Below are 13,676 nucleotides of genomic sequence, written 5' to 3' on the forward strand. Positions count from 1 at the left end.
CTTTGACCGGCCGGATTGGATACGCAGCTGGCCCGCAAGGGCATACTCTGGTCTATGCAAAGGGTGGTTTCGCGTGGGCGCATGACAAGATTGATATGGCAACAAATAACTATCTTGCTCCCGGTACTGGGTTCGGGCCCAGTGGACCCGCCATCGCGTCGAATAGCTCCAGATACAATACGTTCGGCGGGACTGTCGGTGCTGGCGTCGAGCAGGCTTTGTCGCCAGCCTGGTCGCTGAAACTTGAGTATGACTACCTCGGTTTTGGCAGTTTCAACGTCGCAAATATTGGCAGCACCACGATTAACGGAGCGGGCGCGATCACGGCAGTTGTTCCTCCTGGTACATCCGGCGTAGCGCAGGGCATCCACGAATTCAAAGTCGGATTAAATTACAAGTGGGGCGCAGACCCGGGGGCAAGCTGGGCCTTTGGTTCGCTTGGCTACCCTATGAAGGCTGCCTACAAGGCGCCGCCGCTTGTAAACTCGGCTGGCGGCTGGGCAGTGGAAGTTGGCGGTCGCTATGTGGCTGGTTGGAGCCAGTTCCAATATGGCTTGGGGCAACCGGAGGCCAATCCACTATCAAGCATCTCGCGACTGACCTACGACGATTTGATAACGAGTTCAGGCGAGGTGTTCGCGCGCGTGGATATGCCGATGAATTGGTTCGTAAAAGGGTTCGTAGGTGGCGGAACTATAAAGAATGGTCATATAAACGACGAGGATTTCGGCATCGACCCGACTATGGCCTATACAAATACGAATTCTCCGGAAGTGAACGGGCGTTCTAGATACGCAGTAGTCGATGCTGGATACGATTTTCTACGGGGCCCTGCGTACAAGGTCGGAGCGTTTGCCGGCTACTTCTATTACCAACAAAAACTGAATGCTTATGGCTGCACCCAAATAGCCAGCCCGGCCAATCCTGCCGCCCCTTGTGCCCCAGGAAACCCAGGGTTTCAGTCCGTCCCACCTACAGGCAGTGCAATCCTTACTGAATACGACAAATGGCAGGCGTTACGTTTGGGAATCGCCGGAGAGATGATGCTGACTGATCGTATCAAGCTTAGTGGTGAAGCCGCGTATTTGCCCTATGTAAAGTTCAACGGCGAAGACAACCATTTCTTCGGGAACAGCGGCGTACTCGCAAGCGTAGACCCGCAGTGGGGCCATGGCAGAGGCGTGCAGTTTGAGTCCATTCTGTCCTATATGGTTACTGACCAGTTCAGCATTGGTGTGGGAGGCCGATACTGGGGTATGTGGACGACGGACGCACAGAAAACACGAGTCATTGCTGAGGGTGCTCCCATTGTAGCTCCGCCACCGATTCCCTTTAGAGCAGCTGTTGAGCAATCCGGAGTGTTTGTGCAGGCGTCATACAAGTTTAACGGTAGCTAATCGCTTCGATTGAATCTGCGAGTTTTGGCAACTTAGCCCCGGGCGGGTCCCCGCCCGGGGCTATCGGCTAGCTGACCTACTGTCATTCGGCCTGCAATATTGGCTCTGACTCATATGTGGAACGGCCCGATCGGCAAAGGGTTTTTCACAAGTTTTGAAGAGCGCAGGACGGTGCGGTCATATGTTCGGCCTTGGTTGCGGTTATGACCGCTGGCCATGATGAATTCCCGCGACTGACGTGGATCCACAGGCCTGGCTCGCCTATGTCCTGGCCCGCTGGGCACCCCGTCCAAAGGCTCGACGACCTGTTGCCGTGGAATTGGCGCGACAGTAGCCGGCAGGTGGATCAGGCAGCTTGAGTGAGCGCCACGCGGTCCTCAGCGGATGCTTACGATGAACAGCTCTGATCTTCTTGATCGGCACGCCGGGCTCCGGTTTCGCGTGGGGAGAACTGGGCCACAGGACAGTGGCCGAAATTGCATCTCGCCATCTCTCCCAACCGGCGACCGCAGAAGTCCGGGACCTTCTTGGTGAAGGCCCGCACGCGATGGCTGAAGTGTCCGTCTGGGCGGACGCAATCAGAGAAGAAGACAGGCCGGAAACCTACGATTGGCACGTCGTCGAAATCGCGCCCGATCGCATTCGTTATGACCGAGCCCGGGACTGCAAATAGGTCGCGGTCGTTTGCTTCGTGAGATTCATAAGATGTTCCCTTGAGCGCCTAGCCTACCTGCCTCCGATCGAGTTTCATCGCACCGCCACAGAAAACCATCAATATAGATATATAGGATATCGCTTGTTGACATTAATACATTGTTTGAGAATGATGCTAGGCATTCTTCCGAAATCCCGCGGTGGGGCAATCCGATGATCACAGCGGCTCAATTGGGGGCTGGCTGTGTGCTTGTCGGCATTGGTCAGCGCCAGCTCGCAGAATTGTCCGGGCTTTCCGTGCCTACCATTCAACAAATGGAGGCGAGTGAGACAATGGTTCGGGGTAATGCCGATTCACTGGCGAACCTTATTTCTGTATTCGACGTAGCGGTGATCGAGATGGTCGACGAAGGCGCCGTCGGGCCTCCATCGAGGCGTGGTGCGAGGCAGAAGATCAACTCGGGTTCGGCCGAGACCTGTCTGCACAATCAAGCCGAAAACAGAGCGGCGTGCGGTAAAAGGGTGGGCACGTGATGCCTGCTGTCGTTTTACAAATGTCGTGTGTCGCAGGATTATTGGGAGTTGCTGTTCTTGCGATAGCTCTGGGTCGTTCGAAAAGCTCCACAGCAGTGGTCTACAGCGCTACATTCGCGGTGTGTGTGGTTGCATTGTTCGGGTCTATTCGCGGGCTGGTTGGCGGCACGGTGACCGCCTCCGACCTGACGCTTCCGATTGGATTGCCTTGGCTCGGGGCGCATTTCCGGCTCGACGCACTGGCCGCTTTTTTCCTAGTCGTCGTCAATCTCGGGGGAGCTGCGGCAAGCCTTTACGGCATGGGCTACGGTCATCACGAGCCGGCGCCGCACCGCGTGCTGCCTTTTTCCCCGCCTTTTTAGCGGGCATGAACCTTGTCGTGATGGCGAGCGACGCGTTTTCATACTTGCTTTGCTGGGAGTTCATGTCGCTGGCATCCTGGGCGCTCGTTATGACGCATCACCGGGTGAAGGCCAATGCGAAGGCCGGTTACGTCTATCTCGTTATGGCAAGCTTCGGCACGCTCGCGCTCCTGCTTGCCTTCGGCCTCCTTGCTGGCCCCGCTGGAAGTTATGAATTCGATGCAATTCGGGCTGCTCAGCACACGCCCTACGTGGCGACGTCGGTCTTGATCCTGATGCTGCTTGGGGCCGGTTCCAAGGCTGGCCTTGTGCCGCTTCACGTTTGGTTGCCGCTTGCTCATCCAGCTGCTCCCAGCCACGTCTCGGCGCTGATGAGCGGCGTCATGACGAAGGTGGCTATCTATGGTTTTATTCGGGTCGTATTCGATCTGTTGGGACAGCCGACCTGGTCGGCGAGCGTCATCGTGCTCTTCCTCGGCGGGATCAGCGCCGTGATGGGAATCCTGTACGCGTTGATGGAAAACGACCTCAAGCGCCTACTGGCCTACAGCACGATCGAAAATGTCGGCATCATCTTCGTCGGTCTCGGGCTTGCCTTGGCATTTCAGGCAAATGGAATGAAACCCGCGGCCGCGCTCGCCTTCACGGCAGCGCTGTTTCACGTGCTCAACCACTCTTTCTTCAAGAGCCTGCTGTTCTTCGGGGCAGGCGCCGTCCTGAATTCGACGGGCGAACGTGACATGGACAGACTGGGCGGCCTCATCCACCGGATGCCGTTCACCAGCATCGTCTTTCTCATCGGCTGCATCGCAATCTCAGCGCTTCCGCCGTTCAACGGGTTCGTCTCGGAATGGCTCATCTTTCAGGCCATTCTGCAAAGTCCCGAATTGCCGCAATGGGGCCTGAAGATCATGGTGCCCGCAGTCGGCGCCGTCATGGCCTTGGCGGCGGCCTTGGCTGCAGCATGTTTCGTCAAGGTATTTGGCATCACGTTCCTCGGGCGGCCCCGCAGCCCGGCTGCGGAACATGCCGTAGAAGCCGACCGATATTCGCTTTCGGCAATGGCAATCCTCGCCACGCTTTGTCTGTCCGCCGGAATTCTGCCGGGCCTGGTGATCGACGCCCTTTCGCCGATCGCCACGGCGATCCTCGGCGCCCGCATGCCGATGCAGGCAGACATGCCGTGGCTGTCGATCGTGCCGATCGCGGAACGCCGGGGCTCCTACAACGGCATGCTTGTGATGGTGTTCGTCGCAGTATCGGCATCGCTTGCCGTCTATTTCATTCACCGCTTCGCCTCTCACGCGTTGCGGCGTGCGCCAGCGTGGGGTTGTGGCTTCGCCGACCCGACCCCTGCGGCTCAGTATTCGGGCGGAAGCTTCGCTCAACCAATCCGTCGGATTTTCGGCACCGTTGTTTTTCGCGCCAGCGACCATGTCGATATGCCGGCGCCAGGAGATCCTCGGCCAGCGCAGCTCAGGATCGAACTGCATGATCTCGTCTGGGAGCGCATGTACATTCCCATCGTGGGCGCTGTCGGATACGCGGCGGACCGGCTCAATCGCCTGCAGTTCCTTACCATCCGTCGATATCTCAGCCTCGTCTTTGCCACCCTCGTCACGCTGCTCCTGGTGCTCGCGATATGGTCGTGATCTCCGACATCCTCGTTCAAGCTATCCAGATGGCGCTGGTGCTCCTGCTTGCGCCGTTGCTCACCGGTTTCATACGCAAGATCAAAGCTCGGTTGGTGCGTCGCAAAGGAGCCTCGATCCTTCAGCCGTACCGAGATCTACTGCGCCTTCTCAGGAAAGAGGTCGTCCTGGCCGACAACGCGTCGTGGCTATTCCGCGTGACGCCGTATGTGACATTTGCCGCGACTTGGGTCGCCGCCGCCCTGGTACCGACCTTCGCGACAGGACTCCTGTTCAATTGGACGGCGGATCTGATTGCCATCGTGGCGTTGTTGGGAAGTGGGCGCTTCTTTCTGGCGCTTGCCGGGATGGACGTCGGCACAAGTTTTGGCGGCATCGGTTCAAGCCGGGAAGTCATGATCGCAGCCCTCGCCGAGCCGGCGATGCTGCTGATCATATTCTGCATGGCGCTGGTCGCGGGTTCCACCCAGCTTTCGACGGTCGCGGATTTCATGGGGTCGTCCAACGTCGGCCTGCGGGTATCGCTCGGCATGGCGCTGGTCGCGCTGATCATGGTCGCTCTCGCTGAGAACGCCAGAATCCCGGTCGACAATCCCGCGACCCACCTCGAACTCACCATGGTGCATGAGGCGATGGTGCTTGAATATTCGGGGCGCCACCTCGCCATGATCGAATTCGGCGCGTTTCTCAAGCTCCTGCTCTACATCTCGCTCATCGCCTGCGTCTTCTTCCCTTGGAAGATCGCCCTGTTCGGCGCCGGACCGCTGGCCTACGCTATCGGCGCGGGCGCTTACATCATCAAGATTTCGGTCGCCGGCTTTCTGCTCGCGATGTTCGAGACGGCGACCGCCAAGATGCGCGTGTTTCGCGTTCCGCAGTTTCTCGGCGCCGCGCTCATGCTCGGCCTGCTCGGGACGCTCCTGCTGTTCGTATCGAGGAGTTTCTGATGCAGATGCACAGCCTCGCCTTCGACATCTCCCATACGCTTGCCGGCGGACTCGTCCTCATCAGCTTCATGATGCTGTATCAGGACCGGCTCTATTCGCTGCTCAACGTATTCGCGGCGCACGCTCTGCTGCTCGCCCTTTCCGTCGCCTGGCAAGCCTACATCCAGGATGCGCCTCATCTCTACGTGACCGCGGCAATCGCGCTGGTCTTCAAGGCGATCATCATCCCGGTGGCGCTGCACCGCATCGTCAAGCAGCTCGGCATTCACCGCGATATCGAGTCCGCCGTCGGCATTGGCTCAACGATGCTGGCGGGAATGGGTCTGGTCGCGCTGTCGATGGTATTGATGCTGCGGGTCACCGCGGAAGCCGATCCGCTGGCGCGGGAGGATATCGCTTTCGCCCTGTCGGTGGTGCTGCTCGGTCTTATGGTCATGGTGACGCGCCGCAACGCAGTCAGTCAGGTCGTGGGCTTTATGTCGCTCGAGAACGGATTGGTGCTGGCAGCCACAGGCGCCAAGGGCATGCCGCTCGTCGTCGAGATCAGCGTGGCCTTCTCCATCCTCATCGCCTTCATCGTCATCGGCATCTTCCTGTTCCGAATCCGCGAGCGCTTCGATTCGGTGGACATTTCCGCGCTGGACGACTACCGGGACGGGCGACGATGAACATCGATCACTTCAATCCGGTGGTGGCGGTCCTGCTCATCCCCATCGGGGCGGCGGCGGCGCTGGCCGTGCTGCCCGGCTACCGGCTGACGGCACGGCTCAACGTGGCGGCAAGTCTGGCGACATTCATTTCGGCGCTCTCGCTGCTCGCGATCGATCGCCCGCAGCCTGAGCAATACGTGCTGATCGACGATTTGAACATCGTGTTCATCGTGCTCAACACCTTCGTGGGCTTCACCACATCCATCTTCAGCGCGAGCTACATCGCCCATGAACTCGAGACCGGCCGGCTGACGCCCGCATACTTGCGATTCTATCACGCGATGTATCAGATCATGATGTTCGGCATGAATCTCGCATTCGTATCGAACAATATTGGCCTGATGTGGGTGGCGGTCGAAATCGCGACGCTGAGCACGGTGCTGATGGTCGGCATCTATCGCACCCACGCCGCCCTCGAAGCGGCGTGGAAGTACTTCATCCTCGGCAGCGTTGGCATCGCCTTCGCGCTGTTCGGCACCATCCTGGTCTACATGGCGGCGCGACCGGTTGTCGGAGAGGGCCAGGACGCCATGGTCTGGACGCTCCTGGTCCAGCATGCGGCGGATTTCGACTCCGCCCTTCTGAACGTCGCTTTCATATTCCTGTTTCTCGGTTACGGCACCAAAGTCGGCCTGGCGCCGCTGCATGCATGGCTTCCCGACGCGCACGCCGAAGGTCCGACGCCGATATCGGCCGTGCTGTCGGGGCTGCTCCTGAATGTCGCGCTCTATGCGCTATTGCGCTTCAAGATACTGCTTGCCGTCAATCCGAACGCGATCGCGCCCGGTCCACTGATGATGACGATGGGGTTGCTTTCGCTCGTCTTCGCAGCCTTCATGCTCTACCGCCGCCGCGACATCAAGCGCCTGTTCGCCTATTCCTCGATCGAGCACATGGGCATCATCGTCTTTGCGTTCGGCATGGGCGGCCCGCTCGCGAACTTCGCGGGGCTGCTGCACATGGTCATGCACAGCCTGACCAAGTCGGCGATCTTCTATGCCGTCGGCCACATCTCGCAGGTCAAGGGAACCCAGCGAATTGCCCGGATCCGGGGGTTGACGGAGAGCCATCCCATGCTCGGCTGGGGTCTGGTGGTCGGTGTCGCCGCGATCGCGGGACTGCCGCCTCTCGGGATCTTCATGAGCGAATTCCTCGTCGTGAGCTCCACCTTCGCGCGGCAGCCGTTGCTCGCGATCATACTCGTCTTCGGAATTTTGCTGGCCTTCGGTGCGTTGATGCTGCGGCTCACAAGCGTCGCGTTCGGCGATCCTCGCGGCAGCCTCGCCCCTTCAAACGCTTCCTATGTTCCGATGGTTGCGCATCTCTCGTTGGTCTTGATCGCGGGCGTATATCTTCCGTCGCCGCTCGTCGTCTGGTTCCAGCATGTCGCAAATCTTCTCGGATAGCGTGAGGACAGAGGGCGATGCCGTCGTTGACCAATCTCTTGCAGGAAGGATGCCCAGTCCAGCACAGCCCATGGCCGCGATCCGCGGTCGATGCCTCCGTCTGGAAACGTGCAGCAGACGAACTGGCGCACGGCAACTGGAATCTGCTCGGCCTGTGGGCGGAACCTTCGACGGTACATATGGCCTTGATGGACGAGAAGACGGCAGAAATCGGTGTCATCAGCCTTGATTGTCCCGATCGCAGTTATCCGTCAGTCAGCAAGCATCATCCGCCGGCGGTTCGATTGGAGCGCGCCATCCGCGACCTGTTCGGACTGTCGGCAGAGGGCTTGCCCGATCCGCGTCCGTGGCTCGACCATGACCGTTGGGACGTGCGCTTCCCGTTGGGAGATCGCCTGGACGGCCTTTCGCAGCTATCGCCCTATCCCTTCCTGCCTGTGAAAGGCGATAGCCTGAACCAGATCGCCGTCGGTCCGGTGCACGCGGGTATCATCGAGCCCGGACATTTTCGATTCACAGCAAGCGGGGAGACCATAGTCCGACTGGAACAACGGCTGGGCTATGCGCACAAAGGTGTCGAGGGACTCATGCTTGGCGCCAGTCTCGAGCGGGCCGTCCGACTGGCTGGACGCGTATCGGGCGACAGCACTGTCGCCTATGCCTATGCGTTTTCGAGAGCGGTAGAAGCGGCCCTTGACCTAGTCGCACCTGATCGCGCGGTCTGGCTGCGCGCGTTGCTGGCGGAACTCGAGCGGCTTGCCAACCATCTCGGCGACTTCGGCGCCATCTGCAACGACGCCTCGTTCGGCTTGATTCACGCGCATACCAGCGTGCTACGCGAGAGCATACTGCGCGCTGCCGGTACCGCATTCGGTCACCGCCTGATGCGGGACATCATCCTACCCGGGGGTGTTGCCTGTGACCTAAGCGACGGCGGGAGAGGGGCGATCCTGACCGCGGTCCACGACGTCTCTCTCCGTTTACCCGCGCTGGTCGAACTTTACGACAATACAGCATCCCTGCAGGATCGTACGGTTGATACGGGTTTGCTCAAGCCCGCATTGGCCAAACAATATGCAGCAGGGGGTTACATAGGTCGCGCTTCCGGAAGATCCTTCGATGCGCGGCGGTCCCTTGCCTATCCGCCCTATGATAGCCTGCGCTTCGAGGTGCCGACCCTGCATGAGGGGGATGTCAATGCGCGCGTGTGGATCCGTGTGCGGGAAGTCGAGCAGTCTCTTTCACTAATTGACGAGATACTGACCCGGCTTCCCCGGGGCCCGACGGGCGAGCATGTCGGGAGCCAGCGCGAGGTACGCGAAGGCATGGCGATCGTCGAGGGGTTCCGCGGCGACATCCTTGTCTGGCTTCGCTTGCGCGAGGGGCAGGTCGAAAGATGTCATCTGCGCGACCCGTCGTGGTTTCAGTGGCCACTTCTTGAGGCCGCAATTGAAGGCAATATCGCCGCCGACTTCCCGCTTTGCAACAAATCCTTCAACTGCTCCTATTCAGGCCACGATCTCTGAGGAATAGCACAAGATGCGCAAGCTGCTTTTTGAAAGCCTGTTTCGCCGGCCGTTCACCGAAAAGGCGCCGTCTGGAGACGATGAAGCGCAGGCCCAACTGGCAAGGGCTGTGGGCATTGCCGCGCGAAAGCGTCTCGGAAAGAGCCTCTCTATACGAGAAGTCGATGCCGGCTCCTGCAATGGGTGCGAACTTGAAATTCATGCGTTGAACAACGCATACTATGATGTGGAGCGCTTCGGATTCCGGTTCGTAGCGTCGCCACGTCATGCCGATCTGATGTTGGTAACCGGACCGGTGACGAAGAATATGCGCCAGGCGTTAGAGCTTACTTACCATGCAATTCCCAATCCGAAATGGGTCGTCTCCGTAGGCGATTGCGGCCGAGATGGCGGCTGCTTTGCTGGAAGCTATGCTGTGGTCGGAGGTGTTTCGCAAGTAATTCCTGTCGATCTTCATATTCCCGGTTGTCCTCCGCCGCCGATCAAGATTTTACGGGGCCTGCTTGCATTGTTCGATTGAAGGCACGATTCGGACTATCTCGATCCGTTATTCGCAAGGGCCGAAAGGCGTTTCTCACATCGTAGGTGAAGCGCTTAACCTTGCCCTGAATTCTATCGCGATGTTCTCGATATCGACTTTGACCACAAAGTCTTCTCTCGTAATGGCACGATCTATAAATAGCGAGTATGATTTGCGGCGCTAGGGATTGGCCCATTCTTTTCGATGGGTAGACGTTCGGTCAGGCGATAGCGCCATGATATCAAAAGATAACGACGCGAATGAATCGTTCGGAAGTATTGTAATTCGAAGCGCGTTTTCAGCCGTGCTCACTTTCATCGTGGGGGCGATCTTGTACGCAATTTTTGGCCCATCCGCCGTCGGCGCGATATTGTTCGCGGTGGCCTGTGGCGTCATTTCGATCGCTTCAGCCTACATTTGATCTCGCATAGGTTTCTGTCGATCGGCGTTTCGTAGAGGAAGTTGGGCGACTTTTCGCGGATCGGGCTCTTGAGAAAAATCGTCAGAGCCTTGCGCCCAACGCCTGTTTGAGACCGCCGTGCAGTCTGAGCTGCAGGCGCTCCTCGACATCCAAAGCCGCAGCTTCTTGTAGTTGATGAGGGCGCCTGCGATGCGCCACATCTGGACCGGCGGCGATAGCCAAAGCGGCGCTGGTCGGATGCTCGGTATCCCTCCGCCGTGGGCCGCCTTGCGAGATGTATGGGGACGGTGAAGACATAGGCGTATGACTAGTCATACGCCTATTCCGAAGATTTCCCGTCTCGACGTCGTTGCGACGGGGGCGCGGCGGCGCTGGACGCTTGAGGAGAAGCAACGGGTCGTTGCGGAGAGCTATGCCGGCCCGCGGCTGGTGTCGGCGACAGCGCGTCGGAACGGCTTGTCTGCGAGCCAGCTGTTCACATGGCGGCGGTTGGCCCGGGATGGCCGACTGGCGGAAGCGGATGAGATGACGACTTTTGCATCGGCGATCATCGGCGACAATGGTGCGTCGCCCATGCCGGAACGACTTGATGCCATGCGACGGAGTGAGCTACCTCAGCCATGCGGGGGTGCGACGCCGGGAGGGATTGAGATCGTGCTAGTGCGCGGGCATCGGGTGATTGTCGACCATGGCGTCGATGTGACGGTGCTGGCGCGGGTTCTGGCGTTGCTGGAACGGCCATGATCCCGATGCCGGGCAATGTGCGGGTGTGGCTGGCGACCGGGCACACCGACATGCGGAAGGGCTTTGCCAGCCTGTCGCTTCAGGTGCAGGAGGTGCTGCGGCGGGATCCGCTGAGCGGGCACCTGTTTTGCTTCCGCGGTCGCAGCGGCAATCTTTTGAAGGTGATCTGGCATGACGGCCAGGGCGCATGCCTGTTCACGAAGCGGTTGGAGCGCGGGCGTTTCCTCTGGCCAAGCCAGGCCGACGGTGCGGTGACGATCTCGCCCGCCCAGCTCAGTTATCTTCTGTCTGGAATTGACTGGCGCCATCCGCAGGAAACCTGGCGTCCGACCTCGGTCGGCTGAAATTGGGCTTGCAGATGGCGGCGGATGTGATTCCATCATTGCCATGAAAGACGCTTATGAACCGCTTCCATCGGATCTTGCCGCTGCCCATGCGATGATCATCGCGGAGCGCGCTGCGCGTCTTGAAGCTGAGAGCAATGCTGCGATCGCCAAGGCCGAGGCGGCCAATGCGCAGGCGGATCTTTCCAGCAGCGAAGCCCTGATCGCCCATCTCGAACTGGCAATCGAGAAGCTGCGCCGCGAGCTTTACGGCAGCCGTTCGGAGCGCAAGGCGCGGCTGCTTGAGCAGATGGAATTGCAGCTGGAAGATCTCGAGGCTGCGGCGACCGAGGATGAACTGGCGGCTGAACAGGCGGCCGCCCGGGCGCAAACGATCCAATCATTCCAACGCAAGCGGCCGTCGCGCAAACCCTTCCCTGATCATCTGCCGCGCGAGCGTGTGGTGATCGCCGCACCGCAGAGCTGTCCGTGCTGTGGGTCCTTGAGGCTGTCGAAATTGGGCGAGGACGTCACCGAGACGCTGGAAGTGATCCCGCGGCAATGGAAGGTGATCCAGACAGTGCGGGAGAGGTTCTCGTGCCGAAACTGCGAGATCATCACGCAACCGCTGCGCCGTTCCATGTGACGCCACGCGGCTTCGCCGGGCCGAATTTGCTGGCGATGATCCTGTTCGAGAAGTTCGGTCAGCATCAGCCGTTGAACCGGCAGAGCGAGCGCTACCGGCGCGAGGGCATTGACCTCGGGGTCTCGACGCTGGCCGACCAGGTTGGTACCTGCACGATGGTGCTGCAGCCCCTGCATGCGCTGATCGAGGCCCATGTCCTTGCAGCCGAACGTCTACATGGCGACGACACCACTGTGCCGATCCTGGCGAAAGGTAAGACGGTCACCGGCCATATCTGGACCTATGTCCGCGACGATCGTCCGTTTGGCAGTTGCGCGCCGCCGGCGGCGCTTTATTACGCATCACGGGATCGAAGGCATGAACACCCCTCGGGCATCTTCAAGGCTTCGCCGGCATTCTGCAGGCTGACGCCTATGGCGGGTATAACGGACTTTACGAGCCGTCTCGTTCGCCGGGACCGATCACGTCGGCGCTATGCTGGAGCCATGCAAGATGTCAGTTCTTCGAACTGGCCGATATCGCTGCCAATGCCCGTCGCGGCAAGAACGCGCCGGCGATCTCGCCGATTGCGCTGGAGGCGGTCAAGCGCATCGACGCGCTGTTCGACATCGAGCGCGGCCTCAATGGCCTGAGCGCCGATGAATGCCTGCGGGTGCGCCGGCAACAGAGTGCGCCGCTGCTGGCTGCTCTGGAAGCATGGCTGCGCGACGAGCGGTCTCGCCTGTCACGATCGGCCTCTGTCGCCAAGCCGATCGACTACATGCTCAAGCGTTGGGGCCGGTTCGCTCACTTCGTCGACGATGGCCGGATCTGTCTGACAAATAATGCGGCTGAGAGGGCGCTTCGTGGATTTGCACTGGGGCGCAAGTCGTGGCTGTTTGCCGGCTCGGAACGCGGTGCCGACCGAGCGGCGGCCATGGCCACGCTGATCATGACGGCGAAGCTCAACGACGTCGATCCGCAGGCCTGGCTTGCCGACGTTCTGGCCCGCATCAACGACCACAGCAGCGCTGATCTCGCCGCGCTGCTACCGTGGCACTGGGCGGCGGCCCGCGAGCGTCGTACAATGGCGGCATGACCGCCGATACCATCGCCCGTCTCAAGATCACGCTCGACGATGTCGAGCCCGCGGTGCTGCGCCGTGTCGAGGTTCCGTTCGACATTCGGCTGGACCGCCTGCATCTGATAGTGCAGGCAGCGATGGGTTGGACCAACAGCCATCTCTATGAAATCCGCGCCGGCGGCGCTGGCTGGGGACAGCCCGATCCAGATTGGCCCGACGGCCCGCTCGACGCCCGCAAGGCGCGGCTCGACGATATTATCGAAGACACCGGAACCAGAACCCTGCGCTATCTCTATGACTTCGGCGATGGTTGGGACCACACCATCAAGATCGAGCGGCTGATCGATCCGGAATTTGGCATCCGCTATCCGCGCCTCCTGGAGGCCGTTGGGCGCTGCCCTCCGGAAGATGTGGGTGGTCCAATCGGCTACGCCGAAGCCCTCGAGGCCATCAGCGATCCGAAGCACGAGCGCCATGAAGAGTGCAAGGAATGGATGCCGGAAAACTTTGATCCGTCCGTCGTCAATCCCGAGTGGCTGGCGGACGAACTTATGATTCTCGCCAAGCGCTGGTCCCGGACGACTGCCAAGCGCCCAAAAGCAACATAGCCTGCGGTCTTCGGCGGATGGTTACGATGCTCGCGCGACGCAGCTGGGTTCGGAGTGGTGTTCGGCGCTCCGAACGATGGCGCCATCGTCGCGGTTGACGTGTTGACGATCAGCCGGATGCAGACGAAACGGCTGGCGACATGCCCGACGGCGGCAATGGGGG

General features: G+C 60.1%; 11 protein-coding genes and 3 pseudogenes. All 14 read left to right on the top strand.

Annotated features, from left to right (window positions below; all coding sequences use genetic code 11):
• Positions 1 to 2 precede the first annotated feature (2 nt).
• The 14 genes and pseudogenes from ONR75_RS13800 to ONR75_RS13860 all read left to right on the top strand — a co-directional run bounded on the left by ONR75_RS13800 (position 3) and on the right by ONR75_RS13860 (position 13,513).
• A complete protein-coding gene (locus ONR75_RS13800) occupies positions 3 to 1,397 on the top strand; it encodes an outer membrane beta-barrel protein (RefSeq protein WP_265083090.1) in 1,395 nt (464 codons plus the stop codon).
• A gap of 235 nt (positions 1,398 to 1,632) precedes the next feature.
• A pseudogene (locus ONR75_RS13805) lies at positions 1,633 to 1,756 on the top strand (transposase domain-containing protein); the annotation flags it as partial.
• 53 nt (positions 1,757 to 1,809) lie between these two features.
• Positions 1,810 to 2,070, top strand: a complete 261-nt coding sequence (locus tag ONR75_RS32790; protein ID WP_413776472.1) for a S1/P1 nuclease — start codon at positions 1,810 to 1,812, stop codon at positions 2,068 to 2,070.
• 194 nt (positions 2,071 to 2,264) lie between these two features.
• Entirely contained in the window at positions 2,265 to 2,585 is a 321-nt protein-coding gene (locus tag ONR75_RS13810; protein WP_265083091.1) for a helix-turn-helix domain-containing protein, read from the top strand.
• Positions 2,585 to 4,599, top strand: a pseudogene (gene hyfB / locus ONR75_RS13815) (hydrogenase 4 subunit B). The gene ONR75_RS13810 and the pseudogene hyfB overlap by 1 nt, the downstream one beginning before the upstream one ends.
• Positions 4,590 to 5,546 carry a respiratory chain complex I subunit 1 family protein gene (locus tag ONR75_RS13820; protein WP_265083092.1) on the top strand — a complete coding sequence of 319 codons (957 nt, stop codon included), beginning with the start codon at positions 4,590 to 4,592 and terminating at the stop codon, positions 5,544 to 5,546. The pseudogene hyfB and the gene ONR75_RS13820 overlap by 10 nt, the downstream one beginning before the upstream one ends.
• A gap of 5 nt (positions 5,547 to 5,551) precedes the next feature.
• Positions 5,552 to 6,214, top strand: coding sequence for a hydrogenase-4 component E (locus ONR75_RS13825; protein ID WP_265083654.1), 663 nt, complete (start codon positions 5,552 to 5,554; stop codon positions 6,212 to 6,214).
• Positions 6,211 to 7,662, top strand: coding sequence for a hydrogenase 4 subunit F (locus ONR75_RS13830; protein WP_265083093.1), 1,452 nt, complete (start codon positions 6,211 to 6,213; stop codon positions 7,660 to 7,662). Before ONR75_RS13825 ends, ONR75_RS13830 begins: the two co-directional genes overlap by 4 nt.
• A 17-nt stretch (positions 7,663 to 7,679) precedes the next feature.
• Positions 7,680 to 9,188 (top strand): NADH-quinone oxidoreductase subunit C, encoded by a 1,509-nt coding sequence (locus ONR75_RS13835; RefSeq protein WP_265083094.1) that lies wholly within the window; start codon positions 7,680 to 7,682, stop codon positions 9,186 to 9,188.
• 13 nt (positions 9,189 to 9,201) lie between these two features.
• On the top strand, positions 9,202 to 9,708 hold the full coding sequence (locus ONR75_RS13840) for an NADH-quinone oxidoreductase subunit B family protein (protein WP_265083095.1): 507 nt from the start codon (positions 9,202 to 9,204) through the stop codon (positions 9,706 to 9,708).
• Positions 9,709 to 10,432: 724 nt separating this feature from the next.
• Positions 10,433 to 10,873, top strand: coding sequence for an IS66-like element accessory protein TnpA (gene tnpA, locus ONR75_RS13845; protein ID WP_265083096.1), 441 nt, complete (start codon positions 10,433 to 10,435; stop codon positions 10,871 to 10,873).
• Positions 10,870 to 11,217, top strand: a complete 348-nt coding sequence (gene tnpB, locus ONR75_RS13850) for an IS66 family insertion sequence element accessory protein TnpB (RefSeq protein ID WP_265083097.1) — start codon at positions 10,870 to 10,872, stop codon at positions 11,215 to 11,217. Before tnpA ends, tnpB begins: the two co-directional genes overlap by 4 nt.
• Before the next feature lie 94 nt (positions 11,218 to 11,311).
• A pseudogene (tnpC, locus tag ONR75_RS13855) lies at positions 11,312 to 12,920 on the top strand (IS66 family transposase).
• Complete coding sequence (locus ONR75_RS13860; RefSeq protein ID WP_265083098.1) at positions 12,917 to 13,513, top strand: plasmid pRiA4b ORF-3 family protein; 597 nt, start codon at positions 12,917 to 12,919, stop codon at positions 13,511 to 13,513. Before tnpC ends, ONR75_RS13860 begins: the two are co-directional and overlap by 4 nt.
• The last annotated feature ends 163 nt before the right edge of the window (positions 13,514 to 13,676 follow it).

Origin of the sequence: Rhodopseudomonas sp. P2A-2r (assembly GCF_026015985.1) — a bacterium.
Lineage (GTDB): Bacteria > Pseudomonadota > Alphaproteobacteria > Rhizobiales > Xanthobacteraceae > Tardiphaga.

What these genes read in the sequence shown, in the direction of transcription:
- tnpB (WP_265083097.1), top strand. Translation starts at nt 10,870, where the DNA reads ATGATCCCGATGCCGGGCAATGTGCGGGTGTGGCTGGCGACCGGGCAC.
- ONR75_RS13860 (WP_265083098.1), top strand. Translation starts at nt 12,917, where the DNA reads ATGACCGCCGATACCATCGCCCGTCTCAAGATCACGCTCGACGATGTC.
- ONR75_RS13835 (WP_265083094.1), top strand. Translation starts at nt 7,680, where the DNA reads ATGCCGTCGTTGACCAATCTCTTGCAGGAAGGATGCCCAGTCCAGCAC.
- ONR75_RS13820 (WP_265083092.1), top strand. Translation starts at nt 4,590, where the DNA reads ATGGTCGTGATCTCCGACATCCTCGTTCAAGCTATCCAGATGGCGCTG.
- ONR75_RS13810 (WP_265083091.1), top strand. Translation starts at nt 2,265, where the DNA reads ATGATCACAGCGGCTCAATTGGGGGCTGGCTGTGTGCTTGTCGGCATT.
- ONR75_RS13825 (WP_265083654.1), top strand. Translation starts at nt 5,552, where the DNA reads ATGCACAGCCTCGCCTTCGACATCTCCCATACGCTTGCCGGCGGACTC.
- ONR75_RS13840 (WP_265083095.1), top strand. Translation starts at nt 9,202, where the DNA reads ATGCGCAAGCTGCTTTTTGAAAGCCTGTTTCGCCGGCCGTTCACCGAA.
- ONR75_RS13830 (WP_265083093.1), top strand. Translation starts at nt 6,211, where the DNA reads ATGAACATCGATCACTTCAATCCGGTGGTGGCGGTCCTGCTCATCCCC.
- tnpA (WP_265083096.1), top strand. Translation starts at nt 10,433, where the DNA reads ATGACTAGTCATACGCCTATTCCGAAGATTTCCCGTCTCGACGTCGTT.